General features: G+C 65.1%; 14 protein-coding genes and 1 other RNA gene. 13 read left to right on the top strand and 2 right to left on the bottom strand.

Going from position 1 to position 15,166, the window contains the following annotated elements; translation table 11 throughout:
- Nucleotides 1–47: 47 nt before the first annotated feature.
- Together Q1W26_RS10425 and Q1W26_RS10420 are read right to left on the bottom strand one after the other, a co-directional pair.
- Nucleotides 48–569, bottom strand: coding sequence for a YMGG-like glycine zipper-containing protein (locus Q1W26_RS10425; RefSeq protein WP_300439479.1), 522 nt, complete (start codon nucleotides 567–569; stop codon nucleotides 48–50).
- On the bottom strand, nucleotides 566–1,120 hold the full coding sequence (locus Q1W26_RS10420) for a hypothetical protein (protein ID WP_300439476.1): 555 nt from the start codon (nucleotides 1,118–1,120) through the stop codon (nucleotides 566–568). Before Q1W26_RS10420 ends, Q1W26_RS10425 begins: the two co-directional genes overlap by 4 nt.
- Before the next feature lie 211 nt (nucleotides 1,121–1,331).
- On the opposite strand from Q1W26_RS10420, the gene Q1W26_RS10415 reads away from it, so the two are divergent.
- The 13 genes from Q1W26_RS10415 (at nucleotide 1,332) to murC (ending at nucleotide 15,165) form a co-directional block, all read left to right on the top strand.
- Nucleotides 1,332–1,760, top strand: coding sequence for a hypothetical protein (locus Q1W26_RS10415; protein WP_300439474.1), 429 nt, complete (start codon nucleotides 1,332–1,334; stop codon nucleotides 1,758–1,760).
- A gap of 42 nt (nucleotides 1,761–1,802) precedes the next feature.
- An RNA gene (gene rnpB / locus Q1W26_RS10410) (RNase P RNA component class A) lies at nucleotides 1,803–2,190 on the top strand.
- A gap of 350 nt (nucleotides 2,191–2,540) precedes the next feature.
- Nucleotides 2,541–2,987 carry a division/cell wall cluster transcriptional repressor MraZ gene (mraZ, locus tag Q1W26_RS10405; RefSeq protein WP_300439471.1) on the top strand — a complete coding sequence of 149 codons (447 nt, stop codon included), beginning with the start codon at nucleotides 2,541–2,543 and terminating at the stop codon, nucleotides 2,985–2,987.
- The gene (gene rsmH, locus Q1W26_RS10400) at nucleotides 2,984–3,913 is read left to right on the top strand and encodes a 16S rRNA (cytosine(1402)-N(4))-methyltransferase RsmH (protein ID WP_300439468.1); all 930 of its coding nucleotides are present in this window, start codon (nucleotides 2,984–2,986) and stop codon (nucleotides 3,911–3,913) included. Before mraZ ends, rsmH begins: the two co-directional genes overlap by 4 nt.
- A gap of 87 nt (nucleotides 3,914–4,000) precedes the next feature.
- Nucleotides 4,001–4,267, top strand: coding sequence for a cell division protein FtsL (gene ftsL / locus Q1W26_RS10395; protein ID WP_300439465.1), 267 nt, complete (start codon nucleotides 4,001–4,003; stop codon nucleotides 4,265–4,267).
- Nucleotides 4,264–6,024, top strand: a complete 1,761-nt coding sequence (locus tag Q1W26_RS10390; protein ID WP_300439463.1) for a penicillin-binding protein 2 — start codon at nucleotides 4,264–4,266, stop codon at nucleotides 6,022–6,024. The genes ftsL and Q1W26_RS10390 overlap by 4 nt, the downstream gene beginning before the upstream one ends.
- Nucleotides 6,021–7,538 (top strand): UDP-N-acetylmuramoyl-L-alanyl-D-glutamate--2,6-diaminopimelate ligase, encoded by a 1,518-nt coding sequence (locus Q1W26_RS10385; protein ID WP_300439460.1) that lies wholly within the window; start codon nucleotides 6,021–6,023, stop codon nucleotides 7,536–7,538. Before Q1W26_RS10390 ends, Q1W26_RS10385 begins: the two co-directional genes overlap by 4 nt.
- Nucleotides 7,535–8,911 (top strand): UDP-N-acetylmuramoyl-tripeptide--D-alanyl-D-alanine ligase, encoded by a 1,377-nt coding sequence (murF, locus tag Q1W26_RS10380; protein WP_300439457.1) that lies wholly within the window; start codon nucleotides 7,535–7,537, stop codon nucleotides 8,909–8,911. Before Q1W26_RS10385 ends, murF begins: the two co-directional genes overlap by 4 nt.
- 60 nt (nucleotides 8,912–8,971) lie before the next feature.
- Nucleotides 8,972–10,060 (top strand): phospho-N-acetylmuramoyl-pentapeptide-transferase, encoded by a 1,089-nt coding sequence (gene mraY, locus Q1W26_RS10375; RefSeq protein WP_300439455.1) that lies wholly within the window; start codon nucleotides 8,972–8,974, stop codon nucleotides 10,058–10,060.
- Between the two features lie 3 nt (nucleotides 10,061–10,063).
- Nucleotides 10,064–11,458, top strand: coding sequence for a UDP-N-acetylmuramoyl-L-alanine--D-glutamate ligase (gene murD, locus Q1W26_RS10370; RefSeq protein ID WP_300439452.1), 1,395 nt, complete (start codon nucleotides 10,064–10,066; stop codon nucleotides 11,456–11,458).
- A complete protein-coding gene (gene ftsW, locus Q1W26_RS10365; protein WP_300439450.1) occupies nucleotides 11,455–12,690 on the top strand; it encodes a putative lipid II flippase FtsW in 1,236 nt (411 codons plus the stop codon). The genes murD and ftsW overlap by 4 nt, the downstream gene beginning before the upstream one ends.
- Complete coding sequence (gene murG, locus Q1W26_RS10360; RefSeq protein WP_300439448.1) at nucleotides 12,690–13,748, top strand: undecaprenyldiphospho-muramoylpentapeptide beta-N-acetylglucosaminyltransferase; 1,059 nt, start codon at nucleotides 12,690–12,692, stop codon at nucleotides 13,746–13,748. The genes ftsW and murG overlap by 1 nt, the downstream gene beginning before the upstream one ends.
- A gap of 10 nt (nucleotides 13,749–13,758) precedes the next feature.
- Nucleotides 13,759–15,165, top strand: a complete 1,407-nt coding sequence (gene murC, locus Q1W26_RS10355) for a UDP-N-acetylmuramate--L-alanine ligase (protein ID WP_300439446.1) — start codon at nucleotides 13,759–13,761, stop codon at nucleotides 15,163–15,165.
- Nucleotide 15,166 lies beyond the last annotated feature (1 nt).

The following is a 15,166-nucleotide window of genomic DNA, read 5'->3' as shown; positions in this document are numbered from 1 at the left end:
ATTGTGCCGGACGGCGCAGGGGAAGTCACTCGTGGCGGGGCTCGGTTTCAGCGCTGGGGCGGCGGGGGCGGGTAGTAATGGGGTGTGCCGCCGCTTGGGGCCGCTGCCGGCTGGCGGTAGCCATAGCCGGGCAGCTGGTTGCCCTTGGCGTACATGCACTGCTGGTAGGCGATGTCGTAGCGGCGCTGGGCGTCTGCCCCCGCGTAGCCCGCCTGTGAGCTGCCGCTCGCCGTGCCGGCAACCATGCCGATGGCGGCGCCGGTGGCCGCACCCTGGTTGCCGCCCGCGAGAGCTCCGGCCGCCGCACCGATGGCCGTGCCGACCGCCGCGCTGCCGACCATGTTCTGGTTGGCCACCTCCCGCGGCGCGATGCCGATGGATTGATCGGCGTAGTTGCGGCATTGGCGGTCTTCCATCGTGAACAGATCGAGGGGCTTGCCCGGTGCCGGCATCACTGCGACCCGCGGGCCGGTCGGCAGGCTGGCGCAGCCAGTGATGAGGGCCAGCGGAATGATCAGGAGGCAGGCCTTGGTCAGGAGCCTGGCGGGGAGCTTGAAGGGCGTTTTCATGGCTGGCGAACTCCTTCAGGTGCCTGTGCGGCGGAGGGCGGTGTCGGCGCAACGGGGCGCCAGTTTTCCGGACAGCGCTGAACGTAGGGGTAGTAGCCCCGGGCGCTGTCGCAGTAATACCAGTTCTGTCCGCCCGTCGGGGCGGCCTGCGTGCCGCCGGGTGGGGTAGCGGGAACCGTGCGCCAGCCTTCTGCGCAGTTTTGCGCGTAGGGGTAGTAGGACTGGGTGCTGTCGCAGTAGTACCAGCTTTGCGGAACGGGCGGCAGATCGGGCATCACGATCGGTTCCGGCTGAACGACCGTCTGCGGGTAGGTGTAGATCGTCGGAGGGTAGAGCAGCAAGGGCGCGCCAACGAACCACCACCCGTTCCAGTGGCTGTTGTAATGGCCGTGCGCCCGCATGCGGGGGAATGGGGCGTAAATCCTGCCGCCTGGTGCCGGAAAGGCGCCGCGCATGTGCAGGCCCCGGTCGGCGCTGGCGGGCAGGGGCGCGAGGGCGCCAGCCATGACCAGGGCGGCGAGGAGGGCGTGCCGGGTGAGTCGGGCTTTCATCGCTGCGAACTCCTGTCGGTGAGATTGTCATTGCAGCACCGCGGGGGCTGCAGGGTAAGGGGGGCGCACCTGCACACGTAAGCGGATGCAACCGGAAGGGCTGTCTGAAAACTTCGCTTACATGTCTGGTTTGCCCTTGCGCAGGCGGTTTTCTGGGTGAAACGAACCGGCAATCGGTAAACAATAAGACTTTCAGGCTTTCTGGATTGTCATGGATGTTCGCAAGCTGGCGATTGCCCTGTGTTTTCTGATCCTGCTGGCGGTCGGAGGCGTGCTCTATTTTCAGATCGAGCGGCCCGTCGATGTGCGCGGGGGCAGTGATCCGGCCATCGCCGAGAGGATCGAGGTGCTCCACGGGCCGGCCTTGAGGGCGATGGGCGTGGCCAGTCTGGGCGTGGATCCCGGGACCGACGACGTGGTTGTCGTGTTTTCCGACGGCGGAAAGCTCGGGCGCAAGGTGGCAGCCCGCCTCCCGGGGCTGGCTGGCGAGGAGGGCTGTGGTCCGCTCGATATGGGTGTGGCAGTCGGAAAAACCGTAACCATCTGGGGGGATTCCGATGATCCGGCCTTTCAGCCCCGCCTGGACTGCGTCATCGGGGAAGTGCTGGACAATGCTGCGGGACTGCGTGATCCGGATTGAGCGTGGGCGTCCGGGCCGCGAAGCGGCTATACTCCGCGCCGGGAAGTTCGCCAGGCAATCGCGGTGCGTTCGCGCATCGAGGAAAGTCCGGGCCCCATAGAGCAGGATGCCGGCTAACGGCCGGGCGCCATAGCCTTCGGGTCAAAGCGACGGAAAGTGCAACAGAAAGCAAACCGCCGATGGCTCTTCGGAGATCAGGCAAGGGTGAAACGGCGGGGTAAGAGCCCACCGCGGACGTGGTGACACGGACGGCACGGCAAACCCCATCCGGGGCAAGGCCAAATAGGGGGACGTTGACGCTGCTCGCGGAGTCCCCGGGTAGGCTGCTTGAGCGGCGTGGTAACGCGCCGACCAGAGGAATGATTGCCCGGCGGGTTGATCGCAAGATCGGCTCGCTCGACAAAACCCGGCTTATCGGCGAACTTCCCATTTTCGCCTTTTGCTACACCTTTCTCTGCAACGTGTAGTTACATCTTTGCCGCACGCCTGCGGCATTACAGTTGTTTGCACTTTTCCGCCTTGCGGCACGTTGTCTCCCTCCGAGGCCGTTTCCGGCGTTCCGCAATTCAGCCGCTACTTTTGCAATGCTTTGTATCGGCATTGATTTGTAAGCGGATTTCCCATTTGCCGCCTCCCGTTCCTAAGTGCTTGTGTCCAAAAGAGATTTGTCTTTTGGTCGGCTTGACCCTGCATGCCTTTTACTCTAAAGTGGGATTAAGTGGATGGAAGTGGGAAAAAGTGAGTTTTTCCGGTTCGTTCGGGTGAAGAAGTGGGGGAGTCATGTTTCAAGGCGCTGCAGCGCTCAGTCTCGATGCGAAGGGTCGCCTGGCGATACCAGCGCGGCATCGGGACGCGCTCGCCAGACTCGCCGGAAATCAGTTGATCCTCACGGCCCATCCTCACCGCTGCCTTCTGATCTATACCGCTCCCGCCTGGGAGCCGATCCGCAACAAGGTGCTTGCCGGGTCGAGCCTCGAACAACGTTCCGCCCTGCTCAAGCGTCTTCTCGTCGGCTATGCCCGTGACGAGGAGATGGATTCGGCCGGGCGTGTGCTGATTGCACCGGAATTGCGCGACTTCGCGAAACTTGAAAAGCAGGTGCATCTAGTGGGGCAGGGCGACCATTTCGAACTCTGGTCTGACGAGGGCTGGAAGCAGCAGCAGGAGGCGATCTTCGCCTTGGGTGCCGACCTCATGCCTGCTGGCTGGGAAACCTTGCCGCTGTGAGCGCCGCACCGCACATCACGGTACTGCTGAAAGAGGCAGTCGAGGCGCTGGCTATCAAGCCTGACGGTGTCTACGTGGACGGAACTTTCGGCCGCGGAGGACATAGTCGCGCCGTACTGGCCCGGTTGGGGCCCAACGGAAAATTGATCGCTTTTGATCGCGATCCGGTGGCGGTGGCCGCCGGTGAGGCGCTGAAGGATCCCCGCTTCGAGCTGGTGCATGCGCCGTTCTCGGATTTTGCCGAGGCGCTCGCCGAGCGGGGAATTGAACACGTGGACGGCGTTCTGCTGGATCTGGGGGTTTCATCTCCCCAGCTGGACGAGGCGGAGCGGGGCATGAGCTTCCGTTTCGATGCGCCGCTCGACATGCGAATGGATACAACCCGCGGGATGACCGCGGCGGAGTGGCTGGCAGATGCGCCAGTCGCCGACATAACACGGGTGCTGAGGGAATACGGTGAAGAACGGTTTGCTTATGAGATTGCAAAGGCGCTTGTTGCTGCTCGGACAGGGGGGCTTGTTGCAACCACTGGACAGCTTGCCGCGCTCGTGGAAAAAACGGTCTGGACACGCGAGCCGGGTCAGCACCCTGCGACGCGCACCTTCCAGGCTCTACGGATTTTCGTCAATCAAGAGCTTGAGGAACTGTCGCTAGTCCTGCCGCAGGTTGTGGCGGCGCTGGCGGCTGGAGGCCGTCTGGTGGTGATCAGCTTTCACTCCCTCGAGGATCGCATTGTGAAGCGCTTCATGCGCGACGCATCGCGACCGCCGCAGCTTCCGGCTCGCCTGCCGGTGCGTGCGGCCGACATGCCGAAGCCGAAGCTTGCCCTGGTGGGCAAGGCGGTGCGGCCGTCGGACGAGGAGGTGTCGGCCAATCCGCGTTCGCGAAGTGCGGTGATGCGCGTTGCCGAGCGGCTGGATACCTGACATGCAGCAAATCCCTTGTTTCTTTCGTTCGCTGATCACCGCGAGGGCCGGGGCTCCCTTTGGGGCCGCCGGGCAGGAGGCCTTTATATGGCGCGCCTGACCGGATTCCTCGTGATGCTCGTCGTGGCGAGCAGTCTGGGCGTGGTGGCTTCCCAGCACCAGGCCCGCAAGCTTTATGCGGCTGTCGAACGGGAGCAGCAGCGTTCGCTGCAACTGGAAATCGAGTGGGGCCAGCTGCAGCTGGAGCAGAGCACCTGGGCAGCCCACGCCCGCATCGAAAAACTCGCTCGCGAAAAACTCGCGATGCGCCCACCTCTGCCGGGGCAGGTCATCGCCATTGAGGAGCGGCCATGAAGAAGGCCAAGAAGGGCGTCACCTTCAATCACAATCCCCTGCTACGTTCGGAGCTGCCGGCCTGGCGGCCCCGTTTCGTGCTGCTGTGCCTGCTTGGCGGCTCTGCCGCGCTGATCGGCCGTGCGGCCTACCTGCAGGGTGTGAACGATCAGTTTCTGCAGGCCAAGGGCGAGTCGCGCTACGCTCGCGTCCTTGAAATGCCGGCAACCCGCGGCAAGATCACGGATCGCCAGGGCGACGTGCTGGCCGTGTCTTCGCCGGTCAAGTCGATCTGGGCGATTCCCGAGGATGCCCGCCTGAATCCGTCCCAGACCCGCCAGCTCGCCGGTCTGCTCGAGGTGCCGGTGCAGGATCTCAACCAGAAGCTGGGCGTCGACAAGGATTTCGTTTACCTCAAGCGCCAGGTTTCGCCCGAGCTTGCCGAGCGGATCGCCGCGCTCAAGCTGCCGGGTATTCACGACCAGCGGGAGTACCGCCGTTTTTACCCGGGCGGCGACGTGATGGCGCACGTGCTGGGTTTTACCGGCGTGGATGACAAGGGCCAGGAAGGCATTGAACTCGCCTTCGAGGCGGCTCTGGCAGGCAAGCCGGGGTCGCGCCGGGTGGTGAAGGACCGCCGCGGCAACGTCGTAGAGGATGTTCAGTCGATCCGCCCGCCGCAGGATGGCAGGGAAGTCGCCCTGTCCATCGACAACAAGATCCAGTACCTCGCCCACGCTGCGCTCAAGCAGGCCATGACTGACCACAAGGCCAAGGCCGGTGGTGTGGTGGTGATCGACGCGAAGACCGGAGAAATCCTCGCGCTGGCCAATGCGCCCACCTACAACCCGAACAACCGGGTCAAGCTCACCGGTGAGCAGCTGCGCAACCGCGCGCTCACCGACACCTACGAGCCCGGCTCGACGATGAAGCCCTTTACCGCCGCACTGGCGCTCGAAAAAGGCAAGGTCACGGCCAACACGATCATCAACTGCGCGCCGGGGCGCATGACGATCGGCTCGGCGACGATTTCCGACGCCCACCCCCACGGTGCCCTGACGGTCGCCCAGGTGATCCAGAAATCCTCCAACATCGGCGCCGCCAAGATGGCCCTGGGTTTTCCGCCGGAAGTCATGTGGAAGATGTTCGATGACCTCGGCTTTGGCTCGACGCTCAAGCTCGGCTTCCCCGGTGAGGTCGGCGGTCGCCTGCGCCCGGCCAAGAGCTGGCGTCCGATCGAGCAGGCCACCATGTCCTACGGCCACGGCATGTCGGTCAACCTGATGCAGATGGCCAATGCCTATCAGGTGTTTGCCCGCGACGGCGACATCGTGCCCTTGTCGCTGTCCCGCGTGGATACGCCTCCGGTGCACGGCACGCGGGTGTTCTCGCCGCAAACCTCGCGGGAGGTGCGCCAGATGCTCGAAATGGTCGTCCAGCCGGGCGGAACCGCCCAGCAGGCCAACGTGCCTGGCTACCGGGTCGGCGGCAAGACCGGTACCGCGATGAAGCTTGTCGGCGGGCGCTACGCCAACCGCTATGTGGCGTCCTTCGTCGGCATCGCACCAATTTCCGATCCGCGTCTGATCGTGGCCGTGATGATCGACGAACCCACCAACGGCAAGCACTACGGCGGCGACGTGGCCGCGCCGATCTTCGCCCAGGTTACCGGCGGTGCGCTGCGTACCCTTGGCGTTGCGCCGGACGCGCCGCTCAAGCCGCTGCAGGTGGCACGCCAGGGGGCGGCTACCCCCGTCGTTGTCAGGGAGGCCATGTGAGCGTGAATCCGCAGCAGGCTGCCCAGAAAATCCTCACCAGGCTGGCTGCCGCAGGCGTCGAAGTCGGCCGGCTGTGCGTTGACTCGCGCCAGGTGCGTGCCGGCGATGTCTTTCTTGCGTGTCCGGGGCACCGGGTGGATGGTCGCCGCTTCATCGCCGACGCCGTGCAGGCCGGCGCAGCCGCCGTCCTGTGGGAGCAGCACGGTCATGTCTGGGACACCAGCCTTCAGGTGGTCAATCTGCCTGTGAATGGTCTCGCGTCGCTCTCCGGCTACCTGGCCCATGAGGTTTATGGTCATCCGTCCGAGTCCATGTGGCTGATTGGCGTGACCGGCACCAACGGCAAAACCTCCGTCACCCAGTGGCTGTCCCGCGCATTCACGGCCCTCGGACGCAAGTGTGGTGTGATCGGCACTCTCGGCATCGGCTTTCCCGGCGCCTTGGCCGAAAGCATCAACACCACGCCCGACAGCCTGACCCTGCACCGCACTCTGGCCGGCTTTCGCGATTCCGGTGCCGACGTGGCGGCGATGGAGGTGTCGTCCATCGGCCTCGACCAGGAGCGCCTGAACGGCCTCTGTTTTGATGTGGCCGTGCATACCAACCTGACCCGCGATCACCTCGATTACCACGGCAGCATGGAAAGCTACGGTGCCGCCAAGGCCCGCTTGTTCGACATGCCGGGGCTCAAGGCGGTGGTGCTCAATCTCGATGACCGTTTTGGCGTGGAACAGGCCCGGCGCCTGGCGGGCAAGGGCATGCAGGTCATTGGATACACGCTTGTGCCAACCAATGCCGACGCAGCACCGGTCAACCGGGTCATCGTCGCCGACCGGCTGACGACAACTGCGGCGGGCCTCCGCTTTACCGCCCGATGTGGCAGTGAATCGGCTGATCTGTGTCCCAACGTCGTCGGGCAGTTCAACGTTTCCAACCTTCTGGCCGTGATCGGCACGCTGATGGCGTCGGGTTTTTCGCTCGAGGATGCCGCCACGGTGGCCGAAGATCTGACCCCGCCCCTCGGGCGCATGCAAACCCTGGGTGGCGTCGGCGATCCGCTGGTGGTGGTCGACTACGCCCATTCACCGGATGCGCTCGAGCAGGTGCTGGCGGCCGTGCGGCCCACGGTCAAGGCTCGTAACGGCCGCCTTGTGTGTGTCTTCGGCTGCGGCGGCGAGCGTGATCCGGGCAAGCGTCCGCTGATGGGTGAAGTGGCTCGCCGCCTCGCCGATCAGGTCGTGCTGACCTGTGACAACCCCCGCAACGAGGATCCGCAGGCCATCCTGCGTGACATCGCGGCTGGCGCCGGGGAAAGCGTTGCAACCATCCCCGACAGGGCCGAGGCGATTCGCCGCGCGATCCTCGAAGCTGCGGCCGACGACGTGATCGTCATCGCCGGCAAGGGTCACGAGCCCTACCAGGAAATCAACGGCGTACGCCACCCCTTTTCTGACGTGGAACAAACCCGCGCCGCCCTTGAAGCCTGGAACAACGCCCAGGGAGCCCTGTCATGATGGATCTTCAGGAAGCCGCACTGGCGACCGACGGCACCGCGGTGGGCGGCAATGTGTACTTCCAGTCGGTCAGTACCGACTCCCGGGCCATCCAGTCCGGTCAGCTTTTTGTCGCCCTGCGCGGCGACCGCTTCGACGGCCATGAGTTCGTCACGGCCTTGGCTGCTCAAGGCGCCGTGGCGGCGATGGTCGATCGTGCCTGGGCCGCGACCAACCCGGTTCCCTTGCCCCTGCTGGTCGTCGAGGACACCCGCCTGGGTCTTGGCCAGCTTGCCGCGGGGTGGCGCTCGCGTTTCGAGCTGCCGCTGATCGGCATTACCGGCAGCAACGGCAAGACAACCGTCAAGGAAATGTGCGCCGTCATCCTGCGCGCCCAGGCCCGCATCGACGGTTTCGATCCCGACCTTGCCGTGCTGGCCACCAAGGGCAACCTGAACAACGACATCGGTTTGCCGCTGATGCTGCTGCGCATGTCCGGCAACCACCGCGCAGCCGTCATCGAGATGGGCATGAACCGCCCCGGTGAGATCGGCTATCTCACCCAGCTGGCACGGCCCACTGTGGCGCTGGTGAACAATGCCCAGCGCGCCCACCTTCAGGGCATGGGCAGCGTGAACGAAGTGGCGCGCGAAAAAGGCGCCATTTACGACGGCCTGGCTGCGGACGGCGTGGCGGTGATCAACGCCGACGATGCGTTTGCCGGCTACTGGAAAGCCATCAACGCCGGCCGCCGCACGCTTACGTTTGGCTTGTCGGCCGGGGCCGATGTCACTGCCCGCTGCACGATCCACGGTTTTGCCAGCGACGTGGCGCTCACGTCGCCGCAGGGCGACACGAATTTCCGCTTGCAGGTGCCGGGGCAGCACAACGTGCGCAACGCACTGGCTGCCGCAGCGGCCTGTCTGGCCGCGGGCACTTCCTTGGCCGCGGTGGCTGAAGGGCTGGGCGGCTACACCGGCACGGCCGGCCGCCTGCACCTGCGCAAGGGCGCCGGCGGTGCGGTGCTCATCGACGACAGCTACAACGCCAACCCCGACTCGATGCGCGCCGGTATCGCGGTGCTGGCGGCCACACCCGGCCGCAAGATCCTCGTGATCGGCGACATGGGGGAGATCGGCGAGCAGAGTTTCCAGTACCACGACGAGATCGGCGGCTACGCGAAGAGCGAGGGCGTCGATTTTCTGTTCGGGCTGGGTGAAATGAGCGAGGTTGCCGCGCGCAACTTCGGCGAAGGGGGTTACCACTTCACCCGGCTCGACGATCTCGTCGCGGCGGTGAAGGCGGAACTGAACGAAAACACGGTGGTGCTCGTCAAGGGCTCGCGTTTCATGAAGATGGAACGGGTCGTCGACGCCCTCGCGGAGAAGGTTTGATGAGTTTTTGTAGTGCAGGAATGAGTGCAGTTTCTTCCGTAACGATTCGGGGGCGACGTCATGCTGCTTGAACTGGCCCTGTGGCTCGGCAAGGATGCGCGTTTCTTCAACGTGTTCGGTTACATCACGCTGCGCACCATGCTGGCGGCGGGTACGGCGCTCGTCCTTTCGCTGGTTTTCGGGCCCCTCGTGATCCGCTGGCTGGCCGCCAAGAAAATCGGTCAGGCCGTGCGCGACGACGGCCCCAAGTCGCACCTCACCAAGGCGGGCACCCCGACCATGGGCGGCGTGCTGATCCTCATCTCGATTTCCGTCACCACCCTGCTGTGGGGCGATCTGCGCAACAAGTACGTGTGGGTGGTGCTCTTTGTCACCCTCGGTTTTGGTGTGGTCGGCTGGGTCGATGACTGGAAGAAAGTGGTGTACCGCGACCCGAAGGGGCTGGCGAGCCGCTGGAAGTATTTCTGGACCTCGGCGATTGCCCTTGCCGCGGCAAGTTTCCTCGGGCTCACGGCCACGCTCCCGGCCCAGCTCGAACTGATCGTGCCCTTCTTCAAGGCGGTGAGCTATCCGCTGGGCGTGATCGGTTTCATCATCCTGAGCTACTTCGTCATCAACGGCACCAGCCACTCGGTGAACCTCACCGACGGCCTCGACGGCTTGGCGATCATGCCGACCGTGATGGTCAGCGCGGCGCTGGCGATTTTTGCCTACGTGGCCGGCCACATGGGTTTTTCCAAATATCTGGGTGTGCCCTACATCCCGGGCGCCGGCGAAATGGCGGTGATCTGCGGTGCGATCGCCGGTGCGGGGCTTGGTTTCCTGTGGTTCAACGCCTACCCGGCGGAAGTCTTCATGGGCGACGTGGGGGCGCTGGCCCTCGGCGCGGCGATGGGCACCATCGCGGTGATCGTCCGCCAGGAAATCGTCCTCTTCATCATGGGTGGCCTCTTCGTGGCCGAAGCCCTGTCGGTGATGGTGCAGGTGCTGTACTTCAAATACACCGGCGGCAAACGGATCTTCCGCATGGCGCCGCTGCATCACCACTATGAACTCGGTGGCTGGAAGGAAACCCAGGTGGTGGTGCGCTTCTGGATCATCACCATCATGCTCGTGCTGTTCGGGCTGTCCACACTCAAGCTGCGGTAAGCGATGATGGCCCGCACCGATCTCACCCTCGTTCTCGGCCTTGGCGAATCCGGCCTGGCGATGGCCCGCTGGCTGGCCCGCCAGGGTGTGGCCCTGCGGGTGGCGGATTCCCGCGACGCGCCGCCGGGCGTCGATCGCCTGCGCGCCGAAGTGCCTGGCGTCGAGATCGTCACCGGCCCTTTCACGGATTCTCTGCTCGATGGCGTCGGGCGCATTGCCATCAGTCCCGGCATCGATCCCCGCCAGCCGCTGGTCCAGGCCGCGAAAGCCCGGGGCGTCCTGGTTGTCGGCGAGATGGATCTGCTGGCCGATGCCCTGCGTGAGCAGGGCGCCGGCGATCGCTCCCGGATCATTGCCATCACCGGAACCAACGGCAAGACCACCACCACCACCCTGGCCGGCGAGATGGTTCGCGCCACGGGGCAGGATGGTGTCGTGGCCGGCAACATCAGCCCGGCCGCGCTTGATGTGCTGATGGCCCGCCTCGACGCGAAAGAGGCGCTGCCGCAGGTGTGGGTGCTGGAACTGTCCAGTTTCCAGCTCGAAACCCGGCCGGCGCTGGAGGCGGTTTCTGCAACGGTACTCAACGTTACCGACGATCACCTCGACCGCTACACCGGCCTCGACGATTACGCCGCCACCAAGGCTGCCGTTTTTCAGGGCTCCGGCGTGCAGGTACTGAACCGCGAAGATGCCCGCGTGATGGCCATGGCGCTGCCGGGCCGGCGGGTGTTCACCTTCGGTGTCGATGCGCCGGCCTGTTCCGATGATTTCGGTGTGGTGCATGCCGACGACGGCGAATGGCTGGCTCGCGGAAATGAAAAACTGCTGCGCCGCGCCGACATGCAGCTGGCCGGCAGCCACAACGTCGCCAATGCGCTGGCTGCGCTGGCCCTGTGCGAGGCGGCCGGGCTGCCCCGCGCGCCGCTCGTCGCCGCGCTCAAGGCCTTTCGCGGCTTGCCGCACCGGGTCGAGAAAGTGGCCGAACGCACTGATGGCGTGATTTATTACGACGACTCCAAGGGCACCAATGTCGGCGCCACCGTTGCCGCGCTCGAAGGGCTGCGCCGGAAGGTCGTGCTGATCGCTGGCGGCGATGGCAAGGGCCAGGATTTCTCGCCGCTGAAGGATGCCTTCGCCCGATATGCCCGCGCCGTGGTGTTGATCGGCCGCGACGCCGAGGCCATCGAAGCCGCCGTGGCCGGTTGCGGTGTGGCGCTGGTGCGTGCCACCGACATGGACGCCGCCGTGCTGGAGGCCAATGCCCGTGCCCAAGCCTGCGACGTGGTGTTGCTGTCACCCGCCTGTGCCAGTCTCGACATGTTCCGCAACTACGCTCACCGCGCCCAGGTCTTCATTGACGCCGTGCAGCGCTTGCCTTCCGTCAGCCTCGTATGAAACTCGTTGCCAGCCTGTCCGGCTTCTTCGCCCGCCACACCGGTGACAGCACTGCGCCGGAGACGAGTCGCGCGGTAAACCGCCTGATGCAGCCCCTCGGCCAGCCTCGCGAGCTTGATCCCTGGCTGATCTGGTCCGCCGCGGCGTTGCTGCTGCTTGGGCTGGTCATGGTGTTCTCGGCCTCGATTGCCACCGCCGAAGGCAGCCGCATGTTCGGCCACCAACCGGCCTATTTCCTCGTGCGCCACGCGGTCTTTCTCGCCATCGGCGTGATCGCCGGGGTGGTGGCCTTTCAGCTCCCGATGCGGGCCTGGCAGGAGATGGCGCCGTGGCTGTTCATCGGCGGGGTCGTCCTGCTCCTGATCGTATTGATCCCCGGCATCGGGCGTGACGTGAACGGCGCTCGCCGCTGGCTGCCGCTCGGCGTCGTCAATCTCCAGCCTTCCGAGCTGATGAAGCTTTTTGCCGCGCTTTACGCCGCGGATTACACCGCCCGCAAGCTGCCGCTGATGGGCAGCTTCAAGCAGGGTTTCGCGCCGATGGCCGCGGTGATCCTGTTTGTCGGCTTCCTGTTGCTGAAGGAGCCGGACTTCGGCGCCTTTGTGGTGATCACCGCGATTGCCTTCGGTGTGCTCTTTCTGGGCGGCATCAATGTGCGCCTTTTCGTGCTGCTCGCCATCGTGGCGACGATCGGCTTCGTACTGCTGATCACCTTCTCCGAATACCGCCGCCAGCGCATCCTCGGCTTCATGGACCCGTGGCAGGACGCCTACGGAAAGGGTTACCAGCTTTCTCACGCGCTGATCGCGTTCGGCCGTGGCGAGTGGTTTGGCGTTGGCCTTGGCGGAAGCATCGAGAAGCTTTTTTACCTGCCCGAGGCCCATACCGACTTCCTGCTCGCAGTGATCGCCGAGGAACTCGGCTTTACCGGCGTGGTGACCGTGGTCGTGCTGTTTGGAATCCTGATCCAGCGTGCCTTTGCCATCGGCAAGCAGGCCGTGACGCTGGAGCGCAACTTTGCCGCCCTGGTTGCCCAGGGCATCGGCATCTGGCTGGGTGTTCAGTCGTTCATCAACATGGGCGTCAATATGGGCCTCCTGCCCACCAAGGGCCTGACGCTGCCGCTGATGAGTTTTGGTGGTTCGGGAATTCTCGCCAACTGCGTCGCGCTCGCCATTCTTCTGCGGATCGACTGGGAGAACAGACAAATCATGCGGGGGGGTAACGCCTGATGCCCACCCTGATGGTCATGGCCGGCGGTACTGGCGGCCATATCTATCCCGGCCTCGCGGTTGCCGACGCCCTGCGGGATCGCGGCTGGCGGGTGGTGTGGATGGGTAATCCGGACGGGATGGAAGCCCGCATCGTGCCGGCCAACGGCTACGAAGTCGCTTGGGTGCGCTTCACCGCCCTGCGCGGCAAGGGCCTGCTGCGCAAGCTGTTGCTGCCCTTCAACCTGCTGCGCGGCTTTGCCCAGGCCCTGGGGCAGATCCGCCGTGTCAAACCGGACGTGGTGCTCGGCATGGGAGGCTACGTAACATTCCCTGGCGGCATGATGGCGGCCCTGCTCGGCCGGCCGGTGGTCGTGCATGAACAGAATTCCGTCGCCGGGCTGGCCAACCGTGTGCTGGCCGGCGTTGCCGACAAGGTCGTCACGGGCTTCCCCGATGTTCTGAAAAAGGGCGAGTGGATAGGCAACCCGGTGCGTGCCGACATCACCGCAGTGGCGCCGCCGGCCGAGCGTTTTGCCGGCCGCAGTGGCCCGCTCAAGGTGCTGGTGGTGGGTGGCAGCCTTGGCGCCGCAGCCCTCAACGACGCCCTGCCCAAAGCGCTGGCGCTGCTGGCGCCGGCTGATCGTCCGCAGGTCACGCACCAGGCCGGCACCCGCCAGATCGACGCCCTGAAAGCTGCTTACAAGGCCGCCGGCGTCGAGGGCGAACTCCTGCCCTTCATCGACGACATGGCCGCGCGCTACGCCAGTGCCGATCTGGTCATCTGCCGCGCCGGCGCCCTCACCGTGGCCGAGCTTGCCGCCGTGGGTGTGGCCAGCGTGCTGGTGCCTTTTCCCCATGCGGTCGACGATCACCAGACCGGTAACGCCCGATTTCTCGCCGATGCCGGCGGGGCGGTGCTGTTGCCACAAACCGAACTTACGCCGCAGCGCCTTGCCACGCTGCTGCAGGAAATGAATCGCGAGCGCCTGCTGGCCATGGCGACCAAGGCCCGGGGCTGTGCCAGGCCGGATGCCACGGCCCGTGTCGCCGACGTCTGCGCTGGCCTCGCCGCTTAAAGGAAACGACGTGAAACACAAAGTCAAAAGCATCCACTTCGTCGGCATCGGCGGCGCCGGCATGAGCGGCATCGCCGAAGTGCTATTGAATCTCGGCTACGAGGTCAGTGGTTCCGACCTCGGCGACAACGTTGCTACCCGCCGCCTGAAAGCGCTGGGCGCCCGCGTGATCCAGGGCCATGCCGCCGAAAACGTGCTGGAAGCCGACGCCGTGGTGACCTCCACCGCAGTCAAGGGCGACAACCCGGAAGTCGTCGCGGCTCGCGCCCGTCACATCCCGGTGGTGCCGCGCGCCCAGATGCTGGCCGAGCTGATGCGGCTCAAGCAGGGCATCGCCATCGCCGGCACCCACGGAAAAACCACCACCACTTCGCTGGTGGCAAGCATCCTGGCCGAAGGCGGGCTGGACCCGACCTTCGTCATCGGCGGCAAGCTCAACGCCGCCGGTGCCAATGCGCGCCTCGGCAAGGGTGATTTCCTGGTGGCCGAGGCCGACGAGTCCGACGCGTCCTTCCTGTTGCTTACGCCAGTGCTGTCGGTCGTCACCAATATCGACGCCGACCACATGGAAACCTATGGCCACGATTTCGCGAAGCTCAAGCAGTCCTTCGTCGATTTCCTCCAGCACCTGCCGTTCTACGGCGTGGCCGTGCTGTGCGACGACGACAAGCACGTGCGCTCGATCATGCCGCTGGTCTCCAAGCAGATCGTCCGCTACGGATTCTCCGAATCCGCCAACGTGCGCGCCGAAAACATCCACGCAGAAGAGGGCCGGATGGTGTTCGACGTGGTGCGCGTGAATGGCACGACGAGCCGCCTGTCCATCGTGCTCAACCTGCCGGGCCGCCACAACGTGCTCAACGCGCTGGCGGCGATTGCCGTGGCGACCGAAGTGGGGGTTTCCGATGAAGCCATCGTCAAGGCCCTGGCCGAATTCAAGGGCGTGGGCCGGCGCTTCCAGCGCTATGGCGAGGTGGTCCTGCCGAATGGCGGTACGGCCACGATCGTCGATGACTACGGCCATCACCCCGTTGAAATGGCCGCCACCATTGCCGCGGCCCGCGGGGCCTTTCCCGACAAGCGTCTGGTGCTGGCCTTCCAGCCGCACCGCTACACGCGCACGCGGGATTGTTTCGAGGATTTCGTGAAGGTTCTGTCCACCGTCGATGGGCTCTTGCTCGGCGAGGTGTATGCCGCCGGCGAGGCACCCATCGTGGCCGCCGATGCCCGTTCGCTGGCGCGGGCGCTGCGCGTGGCGGGCAAGATCGAGCCGGTGTTCGTCGAGAACATCGAAGACATGCCGGGGGCGATTCTGTCCGCGGCGCAGGATGGCGACGTGGTGATCACCATGGGTGCCGGCAGTATCGGCGGTGTGCCGGGCAAATTGGTGAGTGGCGAGGTTCAAGGTGGCAACTGAA

Source organism: Zoogloea sp. (assembly GCF_030157465.1).
Lineage (GTDB): Bacteria > Pseudomonadota > Gammaproteobacteria > Burkholderiales > Rhodocyclaceae > Zoogloea.
This window is presented reverse-complemented; position numbering and strand designations above follow the sequence as displayed.

Coding starts and splice junctions, on each gene's coding strand:
- murG (WP_300439448.1), top strand. CDS start 12,690: ATGCCCACCCTGATGGTCATGGCCGGCGGTACTGGCGGCCATATCTAT.
- Q1W26_RS10420 (WP_300439476.1), bottom strand. CDS start 1,120: ATGAAAGCCCGACTCACCCGGCACGCCCTCCTCGCCGCCCTGGTCATG.
- Q1W26_RS10425 (WP_300439479.1), bottom strand. CDS start 569: ATGAAAACGCCCTTCAAGCTCCCCGCCAGGCTCCTGACCAAGGCCTGC.
- murF (WP_300439457.1), top strand. CDS start 7,535: ATGATGGATCTTCAGGAAGCCGCACTGGCGACCGACGGCACCGCGGTG.
- murD (WP_300439452.1), top strand. CDS start 10,064: ATGATGGCCCGCACCGATCTCACCCTCGTTCTCGGCCTTGGCGAATCC.
- mraY (WP_300439455.1), top strand. CDS start 8,972: ATGCTGCTTGAACTGGCCCTGTGGCTCGGCAAGGATGCGCGTTTCTTC.
- ftsW (WP_300439450.1), top strand. CDS start 11,455: ATGAAACTCGTTGCCAGCCTGTCCGGCTTCTTCGCCCGCCACACCGGT.
- Q1W26_RS10390 (WP_300439463.1), top strand. CDS start 4,264: ATGAAGAAGGCCAAGAAGGGCGTCACCTTCAATCACAATCCCCTGCTA.
- mraZ (WP_300439471.1), top strand. CDS start 2,541: ATGTTTCAAGGCGCTGCAGCGCTCAGTCTCGATGCGAAGGGTCGCCTG.
- ftsL (WP_300439465.1), top strand. CDS start 4,001: ATGGCGCGCCTGACCGGATTCCTCGTGATGCTCGTCGTGGCGAGCAGT.
- Q1W26_RS10415 (WP_300439474.1), top strand. CDS start 1,332: ATGGATGTTCGCAAGCTGGCGATTGCCCTGTGTTTTCTGATCCTGCTG.